Here is a 21,214-nt window from a genome sequence, read left to right on the forward strand (position 1 = left end):
CACCCGATCCTCGGCGCTTCACAGCGGTGAACTGCGTTTCGTCTGAATAGCCCGAGACTGTCGGGCCGTAGAAGGCGCGAAGATTAGCGATTCGGCAGTTTTTTAACAATCGGATACAGGTGTGATTGCTGTAGGAAACTTGCACAGTTGAGAGCCGTGAGCCGAATAGTGAAGTTATTCGGCTCACAAAATGAGCCGAATAAGCCTGAACGTTCCTGAATCAACACAAATCACGTGGCGAGGGAGCTTGCTCCCGCTGGACTGCGCAGCAGGCCCCGACCGCCAACCACGGTTCACCTGTTGATCGCGGTGGCTGGTTCTGGGGTCGCTGCGCAACCCAGCGGGAGCAAGCTCCTCGCCACAGGGTTAAGCCGCGGCAAGGCCCGCTCATTTGCCCATACCCCCCCTATCTGCTAGTGTCGCGCCGGTTTAACGTCTACCGGAAATTGCCGCCATGGCCCGCAAAAAAGCTGCACTGGATTTCGAACAGTCCCTCGCCGACCTGCAAACACTGGTCGAGCGTCTGGAGAACGGTGAATTGTCGCTGGAAGACTCGCTGACCGCTTTCGAGCAGGGTATCGGCCTGACCCGTGACTGCCAGGCAGCGCTGGCGCAAGCCGAGCAGAAGGTGCAGGTGCTGCTGGAGCGCGATGGCGAGCTCGCCGAGGAACCCTTCGACGCGGAACAGCCAGAATGATTGCAGCGTATTCGGCGACCAGTCAGGCCCGGGTCAACGCGGCGCTGGAGACCTTGTTCAACGCGCCGTTGCCGGAGCTGGCGCGGCTCTACGAAGCCATGCGCTACAGCGTGATGAACGGCGGCAAACGCGTGCGTCCATTGTTGGCTTACGCCGCGTGCGAGGCGCTCGGCGGCCAGGCCGAACAGGCCAGCGGCGCGGCATGCGCGGTCGAGTTGATCCACGCCTACTCGCTGGTGCACGACGATCTGCCGGCGATGGATGACGACGATCTGCGTCGCGGCCAGCCAACCACGCACAAGAAATTCGACGAAGCTTGCGCGATTCTCGCCGGTGACGGCTTGCAGAGCCTGGCCTTCAGCGCCCTGCTCGACCCGCGCCTGAGTGATTGCCCCAGCGATGTCCGCCTGCAAATGGTGACTGCGCTGGCGCAGGCCGCAGGCCCGGCGGGCATGGTCGGCGGCCAGGCCATCGACCTCGGTTCGGTCGGCCTCAAACTCGATCAGAAAGCGCTTGAACAGATGCACCGGCACAAGACCGGCGCGCTGATCGAAGTCAGCGTCAGACTCGGCGCGTTGGCCAGCGGGCATGCCGGGGCCGATCAGCTTCAAGCGTTGCAGACCTATGCACAGGCCATCGGTCTGGCGTTTCAGGTGCAGGACGACATCCTCGACGTCGAAAGCGATACCGCCACGCTCGGCAAGCGCCAGGGCGCCGACATCGCTCGGGACAAGCCGACCTACCCGGCCCTGCTCGGCCTCGACGCCGCCAAGGCTTACGCGCTGGAACTGCGCGATCAGGCGCTGCACGCCCTGCGACCGTTTGACGCGGCAGCCGAGCCGCTGCGCGAGTTGGCCCGGTATATCGTCGAGCGGCGCAACTGACGGCGTATCGGCCAAAAAAGACCAACGCGTGGGCAGGGGACGATGCATCAGGTAAACTGCCGCATCTTTTATACCTATAACGATTCGCCTGATGCCCACGACGTTTCATGAGATTCCCCGCAAGCGCCCGACCACGCCCCTGCTCGACCGCGCGAACACGCCGGACGGCCTGCGCCGGTTAGGCGAAGCCGAGCTGGAAACCCTGGCCGATGAGTTGCGCCTGGAATTGCTTTACACGGTCGGTCAGACCGGTGGGCATTTCGGTGCCGGCCTGGGCGTGATCGAGCTGACCATCGCGCTGCATTACGTCTTCGACACGCCGGACGACCGGTTGCTGTGGGACGTGGGTCATCAGGCGTACCCGCATAAAATCCTTACCGGCCGTCGCGAACGCATGGGCAGCCTGCGTCAGAAGGACGGCATCGCCGCTTTCCCGCGTCGCTCCGAGAGCGAGTACGACACCTTCGGCGTCGGTCATTCCAGCACCTCGATCAGCGCCGCGCTGGGCATGGCGATTGCCGCCCGCCTGCAAGACAGCGAGCGCAAGGCCATCGCCGTGATCGGCGACGGCGCACTGACCGCGGGCATGGCCTTCGAGGCGCTGAACCATGCGCCGGAAGTCAACGCCAACATGTTGGTGATCCTCAACGACAACGACATGTCGATCTCGCGCAACGTCGGCGGGCTGTCCAATTATCTGGCGAAGATCCTTTCCAGCCGCACCTACGCGAGCATGCGCGAGGGCAGCAAGAAAGTCCTGTCGCGCCTGCCCGGCGCCTGGGAAATCGCCCGGCGCACCGAAGAATACGCCAAAGGCATGCTGGTTCCGGGCACGCTGTTCGAAGAACTGGGCTGGAACTACATCGGCCCGATCGACGGCCACGATTTGCCGACCCTGATCGCGACACTGCGCAACATGCGCGATCTCAAAGGCCCGCAGTTCCTGCACATCGTCACCAAGAAAGGCAAAGGCTTCGCCCCGGCGGAAGTCGACCCGATCGGTTACCACGCCATCACCAAACTCGAACCGCTGGACGCCCCGGCCGCTGCGCCAAAAGCCGCCGGCGGGCCGAAGTATTCGGCGGTATTCGGCGAGTGGCTGTGCGACATGGCGGCCGCTGACTCCCGTCTGGTCGGGATCACTCCGGCGATGAAGGAAGGCTCGGATCTGGTGGCGTTCAGCGAGCGTTTCCCCGAGCGCTATTTCGACGTGGCGATTGCCGAGCAGCACGCGGTGACGTTCGCCGCCGGCATGGCCTGCGAAGGCGCAAAACCGGTGGTGGCGATCTATTCGACGTTCCTGCAACGCGGTTACGACCAGTTGGTGCATGACGTCGCCGTACAGAACCTCGACGTACTGTTCGCCATCGACCGCGCCGGTCTGGTCGGCGAGGACGGCCCGACGCACGCCGGTAGCTACGATCTGTCGTACCTGCGCTGCATCCCGGGCATGGTCATCATGACCCCGAGCGACGAAAACGAACTGCGCAAAATGCTCACCACCGGCCACCTCTACAACGGTCCGGCGGCGGTGCGTTATCCGCGCGGCAGCGGCCCGAACGCGCTTATCGACAAAGACCTCGAGCCGATCGAAATCGGCAAGGGCAGCGTCCGTCGCCAAGGCAGCAAGGTCGCCATGCTGGTGTTTGGCGTACAACTGAGCGAAGCCTTGAAAGTCGCCGAGAAGCTCGACGCCACCGTGGTCGACATGCGTTTCGTCAAACCGCTGGATGAAGCGCTCGTGCGCGAGATTGCCGGTAGCCACGAGTTGCTGGTGACCATCGAAGAAAACGCGATCATGGGCGGCGCCGGCGGCGCGGTCAGCGAATTCCTCGCCCGCGAGAACATCCTCAAGTCGATGCTGCATCTGGGCTTGCCGGATATCTATGTCGAGCACGCGAAACCGGCGCAGATGCTTGCCGAGTGCGGGCTGGATGAGGCCGGGATCGAAGCGTCGATTCGCCAGCGGCTGGACTTGCTTAACCGTTAAGTCGGAAAACACACATCTCCTGTGGGAGCGGGCTTGTCCGCGAAGGCGTTGGCACATTCAACATTGATCTTGAATGTGCCGGCCTCTTCGCGGGCAAGCCCGCTCCCACAGTGTTTTGTGGAAACAGAAAGTTTTGTGTACACCTGAAGCTTCTCACGGATCAACGATGAACCTCTCGCGCCTCGCCCTGCCCTTCCTGCTGCTGCCCGCCGCCAACGCTCTCGCCGACACGTTCGAACGCGATCAGGCGCTGAAGCTCCCCGACACACTGATCAGCGCCAACCGTCAGGTAGAAGCGCGCAACGACAGCAGCGCCGCCAACACCGTGTTCACCCGCGAAGACATTGATCGCCTGCAACCGAGCGACGTGCCTGATCTGCTGCGCCGCGTTCCCGGCGTGCAAGTAGCGCAGGCTGGCGGGCGCGGCAGTCTGCCGGGGGTTTACATTCGCGGCACGCAGTCGGCGCAAAGCCTGGTGCTGGTCGATGGCCAGCGCATCGGCAACTCAACGTCCGGCGACAGCAATCTGCAACATCTGAACATCGAGCAGATCGAACGCGTCGAAGTGCTGCGCGGCTCGCGCTCGGTGATTTACGGCAGCGATGCGATTGGCGGGGTGATTCAAATTTTCACCCGGCGTGGCACCGAGCGAGGCTTGCAGCCGCGCCTGCACCTCGGCTTCGGTAGCCATCAAACCTGGGAGCGCAGCCTCGGCCTGTCCGGCGGCGATGAGAAAACCCGTTTCAACCTCGGCGCCAGCCTCGATGAAACCGCTGGAATCGATCGCACGCACGACTCATATCCCAGCGACGGCGATGACGACGCCTACCGCAACAAATCCCTCAGCCTGAGCCTCAGCCACGCGCTGACCGAGAACATCGAAGTCGGCGCCAATCTGCTGGATAACCGTGGCAAAAGCGAATTCGACAACCCGTTCGGCCGCTTCGACATGGACACATTCGAGTCGGTGCAACAGCAGCCGTACAGCGATTTCAATGTCAGCAGCCTCAGCAGTTATATCGATGCCCGTGTCAACGAAACCTGGAAAACCCGCCTCGAGTTCGGCCATAGCGAAAACCGCGAAAAGACGTTCGACAAGCTCAGCGACGAGCGCACCGTATTCAACACCTACCGCGACTCGGTGAACTGGCAGAACGACCTGACGCTCGACGCACGCAACAGCCTCATCCTCGGCGGCGACTGGTACGAAGACCGGGTCAACAGCAGCACTGCGTTCGACGAGGACAGCCGCTGGAATCGCGCAGCGTTTATCCAGCATCGCTATCAGGCCGACAGTTTCTCCACCGAGATCGGCCTGCGCCATGACGACAATCAACAATTCGGTAGCCAGAACACTTGGAGTGGCACCCTCACCCTGCCGCTGAATCCGGACAATGACGTACTGCTGAGCTACAGCGAAGGTTTTCGTGCGCCGACCTTCAACGACTTGTACTACCCCGATTTCAGCAACCCGAAGCTGAAACCGGAAACCTCGAAGAGCTACGAGCTGCAATGGCGCAGTCAGTTGAATGACAACACCCGCCTGGAAGCCTCGATTTATCGCACCGACCTGGAAGACGCGATCATCTTCGGCAGCAACTCACGTCCGCAGAATGTCGCTTCGGCACGAATCAACGGTTTTGAAGCGGCGCTGAAACAGGAGCTGTTCGGCTGGCAGAGCAATCTCGGCGTGTCGATCATCGATCCGCGTGATCGTGACAGCGGCCATACCTTGGCGCGACGAGCACGGCGTACGGCCAGTTGGGATCTGGATCGGCAGTTTGATCGATTGGGGCTGGGCGCCAGTTGGCAACTGGTCAGCGGCAGTTACGACGATTTGAACAACACCCAGCCGCTGGGCGGCTACGGTACGCTCGGGCTGCGCAGCAGTTGGGCGCTGAACCGTGAGATCAAGCTCGATTTGAAGGTGGATAACTTGCTGGACAAGGGTTACAGCCGGGCGAATTACAGTTATGACGGCGGACAGTATGGCTATCGCGAGGAAGGCCGGGCGTGGATGTTCGGCGTGACCTGGACACCTGAACTCTGATCCTTGATTTGTGCTGGATTGACTGGCCTTTTCGCGAGCAAGCCCGCTCCCACAATGAATCTCGGTTGCACCTCAGATTCATGGTTGAAACCAATCAAATGTGGGAGCGGGCTTGCTCGCGAATGGAGGCGACGCGGTCTACCGGTCAGGCGCGATCAACCGGCAAAGCTTGGCCGTTGCCTCGATCATCTGACCACTCGGTCTTTCAAGACCTTTATCGCTGACCCGCAACAACCGCCCCTGCCTCACAGCCGCCACCTGCGGCCACACCTTCCACGCCTCAAGCTGCGCCTGATCGCCAGCCAGAATCACCTCGGGATCACGCTGCAACACCGCTTCCACACTCACTTGCGGCGCCGGCAAATTCAGATCATCGAACACATTGCGCGCCCCGCACACCTGCAACGCATCGCTGATGATCTGCCCGCCACCGACGGTGTACAACGGCTTGTCCCAGACCTGATAAAACACCCGCAACGGCACGTCACGGCGATAGCGTTGGCGCAGGGCATCGAGTGTCTGGCGCAGTTCGGCTGCGCGCTTGACGCCACGCTCAGGCCGGCCGAGTTGTCGGGCAATGGCTTCGATCTGCGCGGTGAGCTGGTCCAGGGTGTGCGGCTCGGCGACGAAGGTCGGGATGCCCAGACGCTTTAATTGATCACGCTGTGCCGGGCCGACGCTGCCGGGCCAGAGCAGCAACAGATCAGGTGTGAGGCTGAGCAAGCGCTCCATGTCGAGCTGGCCATAGCGGCCCACAGAAGGAATATCGGCAATCGGTGCCGGCCGCTCGCCAGCGTCCAGCACACCGACCAGCAGGTCGGCGGAATCCAGCTCAACGACGATTTCGGAAAGCGACGGTGCGAGGCTGACCACACGCAACGCGGCCAGCGCCGGGCTGCTCAGGGCAAGCAGCAGAATCGCCAGGCACAGACGGTGCATCAACCGAGTTGACGCGGAATACGGTAGAGGTAGAACAGCACGGCGGTGGACAACGCCAGCAGCATCAGCGATACGGCTTCGAGACCGACGAACACCGCCAGAGCACCGATCCACGCGGGCAAAGATGCCACCAGGAACGCCGTGCGCCGGCACGCCGCGAGGGCAATCCAGGCGGCGGGTTCATCGGTGGTATCGAGGGCTTTTTGCGTGGCGATCAGTGCGTGTTTGTAGCGACCGAAATACTTCAGGCTGACAAACATCGAGGCGACGCCGGCGATAAACAGGGGCATCGCCAGCACCGGCAGCAGGCCCTGGCCTTCGCCGAACAGCGCGTTGAGCACGAACAGCGGCAGCAGGGCCAGCGCCAGGTATTGCCACCAGGTCACCGACAACCGCCGCCGAACCTGACCGCGAGTCACGCGCGATCGACCTCGCCCTGATGCTCGTTGCCCATCATGTGGTCGAGCTTGCTGGCCTTGGTCGCCAGATAGAGTTTGTTGTGCGGGTTATGGCCGGTGTGCAGCGGCACGCGCTCGGCGACGACGATGCCCATGTCAGTCAAAGCTTTGACCTTGCGCGGGTTGTTGGTCATCAGACGCAGGGATTTCACGCCCAAGTGCTCGAGCATCGGCAGACACATCGCATAGTCGCGCTGATCGGCAGCAAAGCCCAGACGCTCGTTGGCTTCAACGGTGTCGGCGCCGCCGTCCTGCAATTCGTAGGCGCGAATCTTGTTCAGCAAACCGATGCCGCGCCCTTCCTGGCGCAGGTACAGCAGCACGCCACGGCCTTCGCGGGCGATCGCCTGCAGGGCGGCGTCCAGTTGCGAGCCGCAGTCGCAACGCTGGCTGAACAAGGCATCGCCGGTCAGGCATTCGGAATGCAAACGGCCGAGTACCGGAGCGCCGTCGGCAATTTCACCCAGGCTCAGCACGACGTGCTCGCGGCCGGTGCTTTCATCGAGAAACCCGTGCATGGTGAATTGCGCATAAGGCGTTGGCAGCTTGCAAGCGGCAACAAAGACGACAGGCACCAGTGTGCTCCTGATCTAAAAATTCTGAAAATTCGCAGGCCGGCATTGTAACAGCAGCTTCCTGCCGACGCTTAGGCTGAATTATCGGGCATAACGATCAAAAAGTTTGATGACAATGCCACCCTGATCGCCCCCCTGTAGGAGTGAGCCTGCTCGCGATAGCGGTCTGACTTATCATCTGTATCTGACTGACAGACCGCTATCGCGAGCAGGCTCACTCCTACAGGGGATGTGGTCAGCTTCAGTTCGGGTTGAACGGATACGGCTGCTGCCACTTCTTGAAGATCGGCTTCAACTCCCCGCTCTTCACCAGTTCTGCCATGCGCCGGTCATACAGCGCCATCAGCGCCCGGGCCTGCGAGGTGTCGGCGAATCCGAGAAACAGCGGCAACTCGGCAAGATGCGAATAACGATACTGAGCCGGGTCGGCGGCGTTGCGCACCACGGCTTCCACCTCGGTCAGCGCATCGATGTAGTAATCCGCGCGCCCCTGCTTGAGCATCGACAGAATGCCGCTACGCCGTTCGATCTGGTTGTAGCGTTTGATGTTCGGCAGGTAATTTTCATAGCGGTAACCGCGTACCCAGGCCAGCCGATACTGGCCCAGCGTGGCCGGGGTCGGCTGGGGATGACTTGCCAGGCCGAGGGCGTAAATATGGTCGGAGTCGAAATTCCACTGCGGGTACAGGACGTGCTCGGCTTCGTCACGGTAGGAGCCGACCAGCGCGTCGACTTCCTTCAATTGCACCAGCCCCACCGAGCGCGTGTACGGGACCGTGCGCATGTCCAGTTGGACCCCGGCCGGTTCGAACACCTTGCGCAACACGTCCCAGGCCAGACCATGGCCGTCGGCAGCCGTATAGTCTTCCCAGTCTTCGCTGGCCAGATGGATCACCGCAGGCAAAGGCGCGGCCTCCTGCGCTTGAGCAACGGCGCCCTGCACTACCAGCACCAGCAGCGCCAACCAATGTCGCACCATCAATCTGCCCCTCACTCAATCCTGATTCGGATCAGGCGAACACCCACACCAGCCCCTGCATTGCCAGCCAGGCGAACACACCGGCCAGCACGTCGTCGAGCATGATCCCGACGCCACCGTGCACATGCTTGTCGATCCAGCGAATCGGCCAGGGCTTGAGAATGTCGAAGAAGCGGAACACCAGAAAACCCGCAAGCAACCAATACCAGCCTTCCGGCACCAGCCACAGGGTGATCCACATGCCGACCATTTCGTCCCAGACGATGCCTTCGTGATCGTGCACGCGCAGGTCGTCGGCGACCTTGCCGCACAGCCAGAAGCCGAACAGCATGGTGATCCCGAGCATCAGCCAGTAGCCCCAATCGGGCAGCATCTGCCACAACGGAATGAACGGCAGGGCCACCAACGAGCCCCAGGTGCCCGGCGCCTTGGGCAGCGTGCCCGAGCCGAAGCCGAACGCAAGGAAATGCCAGGGATTGCGCCAGACCGACGGCGGCACGAATTCGGCCGGAACCTGTTTCGGGTGATCTGTCACGGTGTCTCCTGAAAATGTTGGTAGCCGCGAATGTGCGGGGTGATGTCGTGCCCTTCGCGGTCGTGCAGCACCACGCCCTCGCCCGGCACCACGCGACCGATCACATGGATCGGCCAGCCGTCGGCCAGCAGCGCCGGTAACTCGGCGGACGGCAACGTGAACGCCAGGACGTAATCATCGCCACCGCTCAACGCCGCACGCTCGGCGCCGCGCTGACCGAGAAACGCGACTAAAGCATCCGACAACGGTACGCGCTCGCGTTCAATCTCAAGCCGAACCTTCGACGCGAGGGCGATATGGCCGCAGTCGGCGAGCAGGCCATCGGAGATGTCCAGCGCCGACGTGGCCTTGCCTCGCAGGGCCTGACCGAGGGCGAGTTGCGGTTGTGGCGACCAATAATGATCAAGCAACGGCCCGGCAATTTGCGGTGCGGCGTCCCGTTGCCCGAGGACCAGCGGCAAGGCGCCGGCCGCATTGCCCAGTTCGCCGCCGACACAGAGCAGATCGCCCGGCTGTGCGCCGCTGCGGGTCAAGGCCTGGCCCGCGGGTACGCGACCGAACACAGTGACCGTCAGGCTCAGCGGCCCACGCGTGGTGTCGCCGCCGACCAGTGCCACGCCGCAGGTTTGCGCCATGCGGTTCAAGCCTCGGGCATAGGCTTGCAGCCAATCGGCGGTTACCGTCGGCACAGTCAGGGCAAGGGTAAAGGCTACGGGCGTGGCGCCCATGGCGGCCAGATCGCTGACCGCGACGGCCAGCGAGCGCTGACCGAGCAGAAACGGATCGCAGGGGTCGGCAAAGTGCACGCCGGCCACCAGCGTATCGGTGGAAACAGCTAACTGCTCCCCAGCGGGAACCGCCAGCAAGGCGCAGTCGTCGCCAATCCCCAGAGCAACGCCTTCGCCGCCCTGCGCACAAGGCGCGGCGGCGAAGAAATTGCGGATCAGCTCAAACTCGCCCATGGCTGAGAAAAAGTGCTCAAGCGCCAATCAGCGCTTGAACGCCTTCACTTCAGCTTCACGCAGGCGCGGGGCCAGCTTGTCGAGCACGCCGTTGACGAACTTGTGGCCGTCGGTCGAACCGAACACCTTGGCCAGCTCGATACCTTCGTTGATCACAACGCGGTATGGCACGTCGACGCGCTTGAGCAGTTCCCAGGTCGACAGGCGCAGAACCGCCAGCTCAACCGGGTCCAGCTCTTCGATCGTCAGATCCAGGCAAGGCGTCAGGGCGGTGTCGATTTCGGTCTTGAACTGCGGAACCCCGTGGAGGATCTCGCGGAAATAGGCGCCGTCGACATCGGTGAAATCGTTATCAACGCGAAACTGCGCTTCGATCTCGTTCAGCGATTGCCGGGCCATGTGCCACTGGTACAGCGCTTGAGTGGCGAGCTGACGGGCTTCGCGACGCTTGACGCTTTTCGAGGGCTTGCCGGCATCCGCAGGTTTCGGATCGCGCGGGTTGAAACGATCGCTTTCGTCGCTAATCACTTGGCCTCCAACTGCGCCAGCAGGCTGACCATTTCCAGAGCGGACAGGGCAGCTTCGGCACCTTTGTTACCGGCCTTGGTGCCGGAACGTTCGATGGCTTGCTCGATGGAATCAACGGTCAGGACGCCGAACGCGACCGGCACGCCGAATTCCATGGACACCTGGGCCAGGCCCTTGGTGCACTCGCCAGCGACGTATTCGAAGTGCGGAGTACCGCCACGAATGACCGCGCCGAGGGCGATGATCGCGGCGAACTCGCCTTTCTGGGCGACTTTCTGCGCAACCAGCGGGATTTCGAAGGCGCCCGGTGCGCGGATGATGGTGATGTCGCTTTCGCTCACGCCGTGGCGAACCAGGGCATCCACGGCACCGCTGACCAGGCTTTCAACCACGAAGCTGTTGAAGCGGCCCACTACCAGAGCGTAGCGGCCTTTGGGGGCGATGAAGGTACCTTCGATGGTCTTCAGGGTCATTCGTCAGTTCTCTTAAAGAGCCGGGACGCGTTTCGTACGCATCCCTCGATAATATTAGCCACGATTTCATGGCCGGAAACACTGCATTGCCGCTTGATGATAAACCTGTGGCGAGGGGATTTAGCGAAACGTCGCACCGCCCCGCTGGGCTGCGTAGCGGCCCCTGTTTTTTGGCCTGCTACGCAGTCCAACGGGGATAAATCCCCTCGCCACAATCGGTGTACACCAGCAATACGAATCTCCGGGTCATTATTCGGAGGGCACGTATTCTACAACTTCCAGATCGAAACCGGATATCGCATTAAATTTCATCGGTGCGCTCATCAAACGCATTTTGCGTACGCCGAGGTCACGCAGGATCTGCGAACCGGCACCGACGATGCTGTAGGTGGTCGGTTTTTTCGTCGGCGCCTGATCAGCGGTTTCACGAATATGCGCCAGCAGCACGTCGCCATCGAGCGGGTGGCCGAGCAACAGCACCACACCGCTGCCGGCCTCGGCCACCGCGGCCATGGCGGCGCGCAGGCTCCAGCGGCCCGGCTGCTTGACCATCAGCAGATCGCGCAACGGGTCCATGTTGTGCACGCGGACCAGGGTTGGTTCTTCGGCGCACACGGTGCCCAGGGTCAGCGCCATGTGCACGTCGCCTTCCACCGAATCACGATAGGTCACCAGGTTGAATTGGCCCAGTTCGCTGTCCAGTGGCTGCTCGGCAATCCGCTGAACGGTACGTTCGTGGATCATCCGGTAGTGAATCAGGTCGGCGATGGTGCCGATCTTGATGTTGTGTTCGGCGGCGAACGCTTCCAGCTCGGCGCGACGGGACATGGTGCCGTCGTCGTTCATCACTTCGCAGATCACCCCGCTCGGCTCGAAACCGGCCATGCGCGCCAGGTCGCAAGCGGCTTCGGTGTGACCGGCGCGAGCGAGGGTGCCGCCGGCCTGGGCCATCAGCGGGAAGATGTGGCCCGGACTGACGATGTCTTCAGCCTTGGCGTCCTTGGCGGCAGCCGCCTGCACGGTGCGCGCGCGGTCGGCGGCGGAGATGCCGGTGGTCACGCCTTCGGCGGCTTCGATCGATACGGTGAACTTGGTGCCGAAACCGGAACCGTTGCGCGGCGCCATCAGCGGCAGCTTCAACAGCTCGCAGCGCTCGCGGCTCATCGGCATGCAGATCAGGCCACGGGCGTGCTTGGCCATAAAGTTGATGTGCTCAGCCTGGCAGCATTCGGCGGCCATGATCAGGTCGCCTTCGTTCTCGCGGTCTTCGTCATCCATGAGGATGACCATCTTGCCTTGGCGGATGTCTTCAACCAGTTCTTCGATGCTATTGAGCGCCACAAGGCACCCCCTTCTTTTAAATTATTTGAGGTAGCCGTTTTGGGCCAGAAAACTTTCGGTGATGGTGCTGCCGGCGGTTTTCTCGGCGGCTTTGTCACCCAGCAGCAGACGCTCCAGATAACGCGCCAGCAAGTCGACTTCAAGGTTCACCCGGCGCCCTGGCTTGTACGAAGCCATGATGGTTTCGCTGAGGGTGTGCGGAATGATCGTCAGCATGAATTCGGCGCCATCGACTTCGTTTACGGTCAGGCTGGTGCCGTCGACGGTGATCGAGCCTTTATGAGCGATGTACTTGGCCAGTTCTTTGGGCGCGCGGATGCGAAATTCCACGGCGCGGGCATTGTCGCTGCGCGAGACCACTTCGCCGACGCCGTCGACATGACCGCTGACCAGATGCCCGCCCAGACGCGTGGTCGGGGTCAGGGCTTTTTCCAGGTTGACCGGGCTGCCGCTTTTCAGGTCATTCATGGCGGTGCAGTCCAGCGTTTCGCGGCTGACGTCGGCGGCAAAACCGTCGCCCGGCAACTCGACCGCAGTCAGGCAGACGCCGTTGACCGCAATGCTGTCACCCAGTTTGACGTCGCTCAGGTCGAGCTTGCCGGTGTCGACATACACCCGCACGTCACCGCCCTTTGGGGTCAGTGCGCGGATACTGCCGATGGATTCGATGATGCCGGTGAACATGGGGTTCTCCTTGAGAACGGGGCCTGCGCTTACGCAATGGCCGGGAATTATACGCGGGCCGAGGAGGCAGGGATGGCAGTGACTCGCCAGTCATCGCCCACCGCACGGATTTCAGTGATTTTCAGCTCTGGGGCGTCTTTCATATGGGCCAGCGGCCAGTCCAGCAACGGCCGCGCCGTGGAACCGAGAAACTTGCCGGCAATGAAAATCACGAACTCATCGACCAGGCCGAGCTGGGCAAAGGCACCGGCCAGGCGCGGGCCGGCCTCGACAAGCACTTCGTTGACGCCGCGACTGGCCAGTTCGATCAGCAATTGATGCAGATCGACCTGGCCGTCTTCACCCGGCACGATCAGGCATTCCGGGCCGTTGGCGTACTGTTCTTCGACGGCGACGCAGGTAGCAACCAGCGCCGGGCCAGCCTTGAAGAACGGCGCATCCAGCGGCACCCGCAGGCGACCGTCAATCAACACGCGCAACGGCGGGCGGCTCATGGCCAGAGCGGTTTGCCCGGCATCCAGGCCCAACTCGTCAGCGCGCACGGTCAATCGCGCGCCATCGGCCAGCACCGTATCGGCGCCAGTCAGCACCACGGCAGCCTCAGCGCGCAAACGCTGCACAGCGGAACGCGCGGCCGGGCCGGTGATCCATTGGCTCTCGCCGTTTTCCATTGCGGTGCGCCCGTCCAGGCTCATCGCCAGCTTGACCCGCACGAACGGCAAGCCGTGTTCCATGCGTTTCAGGAAACCTTGATTGAGCTTGCGCGCCTCGCCTTCGAGCACACCACTTTCGGTGGCGATGCCGGCCTCGGCCAGGCGCTGCAAACCGCGTCCGGCAACTTGCGGGTTCGGATCGCGCATTGCCGCGACCACCCGTCCCACGCCAGCGTTGACCAGTGCATCGGCGCACGGCGGCGTCCGACCGTGATGGCTGCACGGCTCGAGGGTCACGTAAGCGGTGGCGCCCCGGGCCAGCTCCCCGGCGGCGCGCAAGGCGTGGACTTCGGCATGGGGTTCGCCGGCGCGCTCATGCCAGCCTTCGCCGACAATCTGCCCGTCACGCACCACCACACAGCCGACCCGTGGATTGGGATGAGTGGTGTAGTGGCCCTTGCGCGCCAGTTCAAGCGCGCGGGCCATGAAGTGGGCGTCGAAGATGGCTTGCTCGGCGGCAGTGGTCATTCTTTCACCGGCTCGCGGGCGAGGCGGTCGATCTCTTCGCGGAACTCATTGAGGTCCTGGAAGCGCTTGTACACCGAAGCAAAACGGATGTAGGCGACTTCATCGAGCTTTTGCAATTCAGCCATGACCAACTCGCCGACCACGAGGGATTTGACCTCGCGTTCGCCGGTGGCGCGCAGCTTGTGCTTGATGTGGACCAGAGAGGATTCGAGGCGCTCGACGCTCACCGGACGTTTCTCCAGGGCGCGCTGCATGCCGGCACGGAGTTTTTCTTCGTCGAACGGTTGGCGGCTGCCGTCGGTTTTGATCAGGCGCGGCAACACCAGTTCGGCCGTCTCGAACGTCGTGAACCGTTCGCCGCAGGCCAGGCATTCACGCCGGCGGCGCACCTGTTCGCCCTCGGCGACCAGACGCGAGTCGATGACCTTGGTGTCGTTGGCACCGCAGAAGGGACAGTGCATGGTGGCTGGCAACAAAAAATGGGAGGGCCATGGTAGCGCATCCCGGTGGCAAGACAAGCCATAGGCTTTGCGGTATACAGAACGGCATGATCGTCTGATCCATGGATTTCATTTTGCCGGAGCTTCCAATGCCGTTACGTCCGCTCGTTTTGCTCAGTCTTTTCAGCCTGCTGGTGGCCTGTGGCAGCGATGCGCCCAAGCCGCAACCGCCAACACCCGGCCCGGCCCCACAGCAGGCCCAGAAAAAAGCCAAAGAGGCCGCCGAACTCGGCCCGCTGCCGGCGCATCAGCGTGAACTGAGCGGCACCCTGCAGGGCGTGCCGGCCGGCGCCGAAGTCGAACTGGCGCTGCTGGTGATCGATGACAAGGACCGCCCGCAGCAATTGCTCGCCAGTTCCAGCCTGATCGGCAACAACCAGATCCTGCCCTTCCGCCTGCGCTTCAACCCGCAGGCCTTCCCGGCCGGCGCGCGGGTTGAACTGCGCGGTCGCGCCAGTCAGTCCGGCCAATTGATCCTGCATCTGCCGTCGCAGACCATCACCCAGCCAACCACTCAAGCGCTGGGCCAGTTGCAATTTGTCAAAGCGCCATGAAGGCACCGCTCGACCTGCAACAGGCTCTGGGTGAATTGCTCGGCGACGCCAGACTGAAAGCCTGTGCGTTGCCAGGCAGTGACTTGCAGTTATGGCTGATCGACGGCGACAACATGGCCCGCGAGTTCAGCCAGGAAGAAACCCGGCGCATCCTGCATGAGCCGCCCTACTGGAGCTTTTGCTGGGCCAGCGGTCTGGCGGTGGCGCGTTATCTGGCCGAGTTTCCCGAATGGGTGCGCGGCAAACGCGTGCTGGATTTCGGCGCTGGTTCCGGGATCGCCGGCATCGCGGCGGTGAAAGCCGGCGCGCTGGAAGTGGTGGCCTGCGATCTCGACCCGCTGGCGATCGCAGCGTGCCGGGCAAATGCCGAACTCAATAATGTGCAGATGGGCTATTCGACGGATTTCTTTGCCGAGGCCGATCGCTTCGATCTGATTCTGGTCGCCGACGTGTTGTACGACCGGGCGAATCTGCCGCTGCTCGACGCGTTTCTCAGTCGCGGCCGCGAGGCGCTGGTGGCGGATTCGCGGGTGAAGGATTTCCGCCATCCGTTGTATGAGCGGATTGAAGTGCTTGAGGCGATGACCCTCCCCGATCTGGCGGAGCCGGAAGAATTTCGGCATGTCAGCCTGTACCACGCGCGGCGTTAGTTAAGAGCTTCGCGAGCAAGCCCGCTCCCACAGGGGAACGCATTCCAAATGTGGGAGCGGGCTTGCTCGCGAAGGCGTCCTGCCAGACAACACATCTCTGCCTTCCGGCCACCCCCCACCAACCCGTATAGTTGCCCCATCAAAGCTTCTTCGACGAGAACTCCCATGAGTCAGCAAACGCCGTACATCTTCGACGCCACGACTGCCGATTTCGACCAATCGGTGATCGAAGCCTCCTTCAACAAACCGGTGCTGGTGGATTTCTGGGCCGAATGGTGTGCGCCGTGCAAGGCGCTGATGCCGATGCTGCAAGGCATTGCCGAGAGCTATCAGGGCGAGCTGCTGCTGGCCAAGGTCAATTGCGACATCGAGCAGGACATCGTTGCCCGCTTCGGCATCCGCAGCCTGCCGACCGTGGTGCTGTTCAAGGACGGTCAACCGGTCGACGGCTTTGCCGGTGCGCAGCCGGAATCTGCCGTGCGCGCCTTGCTTGAGCCGCATGTGCAGATGCCGCCACCGGCCGCCGCCGATCCGTTCGAACAGGCGCAGGCATTGTTTGACGAGGGTCGTTTCGCCGACGCCGAAGCCGCGCTGGTGGCGATGCTCAATGAAGACAACAGCAACGCCAAGGCGCTGATCCTCTACGCGCGCTGCCTGACCGAGCGCGGTGAGCTGGGCGAAGCGCAAACCGTGCTCGACGCGGTCAAGAGCGACGAACACAAAGCTGCGCTGGCCGGGGCCAAGGCGCAGATCCAGTTCCTCGGTCTGGCCCGCGACCTGCCGGACGCCGCCGATCTGAAAAGCCGCCTGGCGCAGAATCCGCAGGACGATGAAGCGGTGTATCAACTGGCGATCCAGCAACTGGCGCGCCAGCAATACGAAGCAGCGTTGGACGCCCTGCTGAAGCTGTTCATCCGCAATCGCAGCTATGGCGAAGGCTTGCCGCACAAGACCTTGCTGCAGGTGTTCGAGCTGCTGGGCAATGATCACCCGCTGGTAACCGCTTACCGCCGCAAAATGTTCGCGGCGTTGTACTAAGCGCTCACTCGATCCAGCTGTAGAGCGGCGTATCCCCGCCGCTCGCCACTTTCACATCGGAACTGTGGCGCAAACGCACCAGCAAACGCTTGCCCGCCGCCGCGCTGCCCGTCAGCGCTTCCAACTGATCGAGCAGATCCGGCCCACTGAGCTGGCCGGCCTTGCGCAACAAGTCTTTCGCCACCTGCCACAACGCATCGTCCTGATTCTGCGGCTTCGCCGCCGGGACTGGCGCAACCGCTTCTGACTGCGCAATCGGCGCCTGCCCGCTGAGCGCCGAACCGAGCCTGGCCCAATCGCTGTCATCCAGCTCCACCGTCAAATCCACCGGCACCTCGCCGACCGTTCCGCGTATCCGCAACATCGAGTTCGCTCCTGCACTTTTCTGACCTGCATGCTCCCACGGGACTTGTGCAACGCCAAGTAAAGGGCGCCAAACACATCTGGTAATTCCGGGTTAATCGGCTAAATTAATCTCTTTTTGCGGAAAGGATTCCCAATGTCTTCAGGACGAAAACTGGCCTCTAAAGGAGGCCCGACCTCTACAGGTGGCGTGATACTTGAAGGAATGAAAACCTCAATATCGAAGGAAGAATAATCGCTTCCATTGGGCAACTCGCCAGTTGTCCGATTTGTGGGCCTGGCAAAGGCCCCATCGTAGCAGTGGGTGAAAGGACGCTGATTCTTCCTGCCGGACCAGCTGCGCTAGAGGGTGACTACGTCGCCTGCGGTTGCCCGCCCATGAGCAATAAGCTGCTCACTCAGCAACATAGTGGTTTTGCAGGAACTGGCCGGCCCGCTCCAATTGACATGGGGCCACCGATTGCGGCCCTGACCTCTTATCGCTACTTGCAGGTCATCATCGAACGCCTCGATGACACGGAAAAGCCAGGCTTGGCTTACAAACTCAAGGACAAGGCGAAGGTGGCCGTTTTACAAGACAGCACTTGCAACCTCACAGGCGAAGGCTGCGAACACCCGGTAAAAAACGCTTCGGATTACGACACCCTGTTGGTAGGGGAAGATTCCGAATGGACTTTCTATGCCTATGAAGAGCCCCTGACACAGGATTTGTCATGAAATCGGAAATCAAACTCATCTTTAAAGACTTTCTGATGCAGCCACCGCCAGGCGTAAAATTTCAGCTGCTTATCGACGGCCAGGTCGTAGATGACAACATCGTTCAAAACGATGACAGGCCTCGCATTTATTCATTGATGTCCAACAACGGCCAGATCGCTATAACGCTCGCGGGCAAGGAACTACCTTCGATCAAAACCCGAGCCACCCACGAAGTGACGGTTCAGATTGTGGGGAACTCCGGTACAAAAAAAAGTATGCACACCGCGACGTTGAATCCAGGGAAGTCTCTTTCAATCGTAGCGATATCACCGTGGGTAAAAGTGCCGTTGACGACCAGCGGCGCTGTCTCGAACGACACGTTTTACGAAGTCGAATACGGTGTGAAACGTAAGAATGAAACCCGCACGGTAAAAGTCGTGATTCAGGACATGCCGCGCAGAATACTGATGGAGGCGCTGTCGCACCGAGGATCCACACAATGGGCAGGCAATAAAAGCAAACAGTCACTGCCACACCCCACCCTCAAACAGAGCGTGGAATTTCCGCCAAATACAAATAAATGCAATCTGTTCGTCTACGACGTGCTGACCGCAATTGGCGTCAACGTGGCGTTGATTGAACATGGCAAGTCGAAATACCTGCCGTATTTTTCAAAGGTCAGCCCTCCGCTCGCTGGTGAATGGGCGGACGGACAACGATTGCTCAATAGCTGGAATGTCGAGCGCTCACCGTTGCCCGGAGACGTCGGTGCATACGCGATGAATTATTCCGACGCCAGCGGCCATGTCGGCTTCGTTCTAACGAAGGGCGTATGCATTTCTGCGGGCTGGGAAAAAGTGGAAGTTAACGACGCGGGTTTTCGCCACGCGACCGGTAACGCAAATACCAGCGACCATGACTTCACTATTTTTCGACGTTACAAGCACAGCACCCCACAATGAAGCGCCCTTATTGGTTCCTCCTCATAACTCCGTTCTTGCTCATCGTGGCATGGCGCTTCTGGGTGCCTGCCGATCTTTCAGCTTGTCCCGCTGACGGGGAAACTGCAGGTCCACTGACCCTTGTCATTCGGGGTTACTTTGAGCGCAACAGCCGGACCGACTGGCGAGACATGGATGATCGTTTCGACATACTTTCAACCCCCGAAGGCCAAAGCATAGCGAGTCAACCGACTTCGCATACTTGCGAAGCATTGCGGGTATTGCAGAGTCCGGCGTTCAATCAGAGTGAAAAAATCTTCACCATGGCACTGATGTTCAGACTGCCAATCGACCAGTACATGGCCTTGATGGATCGCAGTCATCAACTCTACACGCAGGGCAAAATGGATAAGGAAGTGATGACGCTGGTGGTATTTCCGCGCGGAACAGCCATCAACTACTGGTGGCTTCCGAATTGGCGACAGCGTTTCAGTCGCGATGCCCCAGGCCTGCTCGATGCAAATCTGATCAACGATGTCCTATCGGGACACTATTGGTTCGAATATCCCGGCGCCGGTTTCTGATTTAAAAATTGTGACATCCAATCCACGCACCGCCCGAGAACTCATCCCGGGCGGTGCTTAGTCATGTCTTGCGCAAACCCAAGCGCACGGGCACACTCTGCGTACTTTCGTTATAAGATTACATAACAAACTCTTCACTTTACCTCCCGGAGTCCGCCATGCGTCGTCTGCTGCTCGCTTTGCCGTTTGCCCTGTTGCCGCTGGCCATCGCCCATGCGGCTGATGAGCACGATCATGATCACGACCATGAGCACGGTAGCCTTGGCGCCCATGAACATGGCGTGGGCCGCTTGAATGCCGCGCTCGACGGTCAGACCCTGGAGCTGGAACTGGAAAGCCCGGCGATGAACCTGGTGGGTTTTGAACACGCCGCCACATCCGACGCGGACAAGGCAAAAGTTGCTGCTGCCCGCGCGCAGCTTGAGAAACCGCTGGCCTTGTTCAGCCTGCCGGCCGCGGCCGGTTGCAAAGTGGTTAGCCAGGAACTCGAAAGCCCGCTGTTCGGCGACAAGCCGGAGGCCGACGATCACGACGAAGACGAAGCGGACAAAGACGGGCATGAGCATCATGACGACCACAGCGAAATCCATGCGCACTATCAGTTCAGTTGCGCCACCCCGGGCGCGTTGAAAACCCTGGATCTGGCGAACCTGTTCAAGACCTTCCCGGCGACGCAGAAAATTCAGGTACAACTGATCAGCGCCAGCGGCCAGCAAGGCACGGAAGTGACGGCGAAGGCTGCGGCCCTTAAATTCTGAATATTGTAGAGATCCCCTGTAGGAGTGAGCCTGCTCGCGATGAGGCCAGCACATTCAGCAACTGTGCTGACTGACCCACCGCCATCGCGAGCAGGCTCACTCCTACACAAGGGCCACGCAACTACCCGATCGGTTTCAAATGACCCAAGCACTCATCGAACTGTCCGACCTGGGCTTCAACTGGCCCGGTCACCCGCCGTTGCTGGACATCCCGGCGTTTCGCCTGGAAGCCGGCGAAACCCTGTTTCTCAAAGGCCCCAGCGGCAGTGGCAAGACCACCCTGCTCGGCCTGCTTGGCGGGGTGCAGAAACCCGGTCGCGGCAGCATTCGTCTGCTCGGCCAGGAACTGACCGAACTCTCTGCCGGCAAGCGCGACACCTTTCGTGTTGATCACACCGGCTACATTTTTCAGCAATTCAACCTGCTGCCGTTTCTCTCGGTGCGCGAAAACGTTGAGCTGCCGTGTCATTTTTCCAGGCTGCGTGCGCAACGGGCGAAACAGCGCCACGGCAGCATCGATCAGGCCGCCGCGACCCTGCTCGCCCACCTCGGCCTGAAAGATGAAAGCCTGCTCGGCCGTCGTGCCGATTCGTTGTCCATCGGCCAGCAGCAACGGGTGGCGGCAGCGCGCGCGTTGATCGGCCAGCCGGAACTGGTGATCGCCGACGAGCCGACCTCGGCGCTGGATTACGATGCCCGGGAGAATTTCCTCCGGCTGCTGTTTGCCGAATGCCGCGAGGCCGGATCAAGTTTGCTGTTCGTCAGCCACGACCAGAGTCTGGCGCCGCTGTTCGACCGTCACCTGTCCCTGGCCGAACTCAATCGCGCCGCCACGTCCGCCGAGGTCTGAG

At 61.3% G+C, this 21,214-nt stretch carries 25 protein-coding genes and 1 pseudogene; 13 read left to right on the forward strand and 13 right to left on the reverse strand.

The window, feature by feature from the left end; translation table 11 throughout:
* Positions 1-454: 454 nt before the first annotated feature.
* From HU755_RS07980 to HU755_RS07995, 4 genes are all read left to right on the forward strand, one after another.
* The gene (locus HU755_RS07980) at positions 455-697 is read left to right on the forward strand and encodes an exodeoxyribonuclease VII small subunit (protein WP_003228627.1); all 243 of its coding nucleotides are present in this window, start codon (positions 455-457) and stop codon (positions 695-697) included.
* Complete coding sequence (gene ispA, locus HU755_RS07985; protein ID WP_186631302.1) at positions 694-1,581, forward strand: (2E,6E)-farnesyl diphosphate synthase; 888 nt, start codon at positions 694-696, stop codon at positions 1,579-1,581. Before HU755_RS07980 ends, ispA begins: the two co-directional genes overlap by 4 nt.
* A 91-nt stretch (positions 1,582-1,672) precedes the next feature.
* Positions 1,673-3,571 carry a 1-deoxy-D-xylulose-5-phosphate synthase gene (gene dxs / locus HU755_RS07990; RefSeq protein WP_186631305.1) on the forward strand — a complete coding sequence of 633 codons (1,899 nt, stop codon included), beginning with the start codon at positions 1,673-1,675 and terminating at the stop codon, positions 3,569-3,571.
* 166 nt (positions 3,572-3,737) lie between these two features.
* Entirely contained in the window at positions 3,738-5,621 is a 1,884-nt protein-coding gene (locus HU755_RS07995) for a TonB-dependent receptor (protein WP_186631308.1), read from the forward strand.
* A gap of 138 nt (positions 5,622-5,759) precedes the next feature.
* Here the strand turns inward: HU755_RS07995 and HU755_RS08000 are convergent, their stop codons facing one another.
* From HU755_RS08000 to nrdR, 12 genes are all read right to left on the reverse strand, one after another.
* On the reverse strand, positions 5,760-6,560 hold the full coding sequence (locus tag HU755_RS08000) for a cobalamin-binding protein (protein WP_186631311.1): 801 nt from the start codon (positions 6,558-6,560) through the stop codon (positions 5,760-5,762).
* On the reverse strand, positions 6,560-6,979 hold the full coding sequence (locus HU755_RS08005) for an MFS transporter (RefSeq protein ID WP_186631314.1): 420 nt from the start codon (positions 6,977-6,979) through the stop codon (positions 6,560-6,562). Before HU755_RS08005 ends, HU755_RS08000 begins: the two co-directional genes overlap by 1 nt.
* Positions 6,976-7,593 (reverse strand): GTP cyclohydrolase II, encoded by a 618-nt coding sequence (ribA, locus tag HU755_RS08010; RefSeq protein WP_186546753.1) that lies wholly within the window; start codon positions 7,591-7,593, stop codon positions 6,976-6,978. The genes HU755_RS08005 and ribA overlap by 4 nt, the downstream gene beginning before the upstream one ends.
* A 241-nt stretch (positions 7,594-7,834) precedes the next feature.
* Positions 7,835-8,572 (reverse strand): ABC transporter substrate-binding protein, encoded by a 738-nt coding sequence (locus HU755_RS08015; protein ID WP_186631317.1) that lies wholly within the window; start codon positions 8,570-8,572, stop codon positions 7,835-7,837.
* Positions 8,573-8,603: 31 nt separating this feature from the next.
* Entirely contained in the window at positions 8,604-9,107 is a 504-nt protein-coding gene (locus tag HU755_RS08020) for a phosphatidylglycerophosphatase A (RefSeq protein ID WP_039761886.1), read from the reverse strand.
* Positions 9,104-10,069 carry a thiamine-phosphate kinase gene (gene thiL, locus HU755_RS08025; RefSeq protein WP_186631320.1) on the reverse strand — a complete coding sequence of 322 codons (966 nt, stop codon included), beginning with the start codon at positions 10,067-10,069 and terminating at the stop codon, positions 9,104-9,106. Before thiL ends, HU755_RS08020 begins: the two co-directional genes overlap by 4 nt.
* A 27-nt stretch (positions 10,070-10,096) precedes the next feature.
* On the reverse strand, positions 10,097-10,597 hold the full coding sequence (gene nusB, locus HU755_RS08030) for a transcription antitermination factor NusB (RefSeq protein ID WP_186546750.1): 501 nt from the start codon (positions 10,595-10,597) through the stop codon (positions 10,097-10,099).
* Positions 10,594-11,070, reverse strand: a complete 477-nt coding sequence (gene ribE / locus HU755_RS08035) for a 6,7-dimethyl-8-ribityllumazine synthase (RefSeq protein WP_003228649.1) — start codon at positions 11,068-11,070, stop codon at positions 10,594-10,596. Before ribE ends, nusB begins: the two co-directional genes overlap by 4 nt.
* Before the next feature lie 249 nt (positions 11,071-11,319).
* Entirely contained in the window at positions 11,320-12,411 is a 1,092-nt protein-coding gene (ribBA, locus tag HU755_RS08040) for a bifunctional 3,4-dihydroxy-2-butanone-4-phosphate synthase/GTP cyclohydrolase II (RefSeq protein WP_186546749.1), read from the reverse strand.
* A gap of 21 nt (positions 12,412-12,432) precedes the next feature.
* Positions 12,433-13,095 carry a riboflavin synthase gene (locus HU755_RS08045; RefSeq protein ID WP_186631323.1) on the reverse strand — a complete coding sequence of 221 codons (663 nt, stop codon included), beginning with the start codon at positions 13,093-13,095 and terminating at the stop codon, positions 12,433-12,435.
* Positions 13,096-13,142: 47 nt separating this feature from the next.
* Positions 13,143-14,276 carry a bifunctional diaminohydroxyphosphoribosylaminopyrimidine deaminase/5-amino-6-(5-phosphoribosylamino)uracil reductase RibD gene (gene ribD / locus HU755_RS08050; RefSeq protein ID WP_186631326.1) on the reverse strand — a complete coding sequence of 378 codons (1,134 nt, stop codon included), beginning with the start codon at positions 14,274-14,276 and terminating at the stop codon, positions 13,143-13,145.
* A complete protein-coding gene (gene nrdR / locus HU755_RS08055; RefSeq protein ID WP_007910946.1) occupies positions 14,273-14,737 on the reverse strand; it encodes a transcriptional regulator NrdR in 465 nt (154 codons plus the stop codon). The genes ribD and nrdR overlap by 4 nt, the downstream gene beginning before the upstream one ends.
* 128 nt (positions 14,738-14,865) lie before the next feature.
* Here nrdR and HU755_RS08060 point away from each other — a divergent pair, with 128 nt between their 5' ends.
* From HU755_RS08060 to trxA, 3 genes are all read left to right on the forward strand, one after another.
* Positions 14,866-15,330 carry a YbaY family lipoprotein gene (locus HU755_RS08060; RefSeq protein ID WP_186546746.1) on the forward strand — a complete coding sequence of 155 codons (465 nt, stop codon included), beginning with the start codon at positions 14,866-14,868 and terminating at the stop codon, positions 15,328-15,330.
* Positions 15,327-15,980, forward strand: a complete 654-nt coding sequence (locus HU755_RS08065) for a methyltransferase (protein ID WP_186631329.1) — start codon at positions 15,327-15,329, stop codon at positions 15,978-15,980. Before HU755_RS08060 ends, HU755_RS08065 begins: the two co-directional genes overlap by 4 nt.
* A 165-nt stretch (positions 15,981-16,145) precedes the next feature.
* Positions 16,146-17,018 carry a thioredoxin gene (gene trxA, locus HU755_RS08070; protein WP_186631332.1) on the forward strand — a complete coding sequence of 291 codons (873 nt, stop codon included), beginning with the start codon at positions 16,146-16,148 and terminating at the stop codon, positions 17,016-17,018.
* A 4-nt stretch (positions 17,019-17,022) separates the two neighbouring features.
* Here the strand turns inward: trxA and HU755_RS08075 are convergent, their stop codons facing one another.
* Entirely contained in the window at positions 17,023-17,382 is a 360-nt protein-coding gene (locus tag HU755_RS08075) for a hypothetical protein (protein WP_186631335.1), read from the reverse strand.
* Between the two features lie 266 nt (positions 17,383-17,648).
* On the opposite strand from HU755_RS08075, the pseudogene HU755_RS27435 reads away from it, so the two are divergent.
* The 6 genes and pseudogenes from HU755_RS27435 to HU755_RS08105 all read left to right on the forward strand — a co-directional run.
* Positions 17,649-17,699 (forward strand): annotated as a pseudogene (locus tag HU755_RS27435) (PAAR domain-containing protein); the annotation flags it as partial.
* A gap of 60 nt (positions 17,700-17,759) precedes the next feature.
* Positions 17,760-18,098, forward strand: a complete 339-nt coding sequence (locus HU755_RS08085) for a hypothetical protein (RefSeq protein WP_238349965.1) — start codon at positions 17,760-17,762, stop codon at positions 18,096-18,098.
* Entirely contained in the window at positions 18,095-19,042 is a 948-nt protein-coding gene (locus HU755_RS08090) for a CHAP domain-containing protein (RefSeq protein ID WP_186631338.1), read from the forward strand. Before HU755_RS08085 ends, HU755_RS08090 begins: the two co-directional genes overlap by 4 nt.
* The gene (locus HU755_RS08095) at positions 19,039-19,605 is read left to right on the forward strand and encodes a hypothetical protein (RefSeq protein WP_186631342.1); all 567 of its coding nucleotides are present in this window, start codon (positions 19,039-19,041) and stop codon (positions 19,603-19,605) included. Before HU755_RS08090 ends, HU755_RS08095 begins: the two co-directional genes overlap by 4 nt.
* Positions 19,606-19,763: 158 nt before the next feature.
* Positions 19,764-20,363 (forward strand): DUF2796 domain-containing protein, encoded by a 600-nt coding sequence (locus HU755_RS08100; protein ID WP_186631346.1) that lies wholly within the window; start codon positions 19,764-19,766, stop codon positions 20,361-20,363.
* 139 nt (positions 20,364-20,502) lie between these two features.
* Positions 20,503-21,213 (forward strand): ABC transporter ATP-binding protein, encoded by a 711-nt coding sequence (locus HU755_RS08105; RefSeq protein ID WP_186631349.1) that lies wholly within the window; start codon positions 20,503-20,505, stop codon positions 21,211-21,213.
* The last annotated feature ends 1 nt before the right edge of the window (position 21,214 follow it).

Source organism: Pseudomonas sp. SWRI111 (assembly GCF_014268555.1).
GTDB lineage: Bacteria > Pseudomonadota > Gammaproteobacteria > Pseudomonadales > Pseudomonadaceae > Aquipseudomonas > Aquipseudomonas hamedanensis.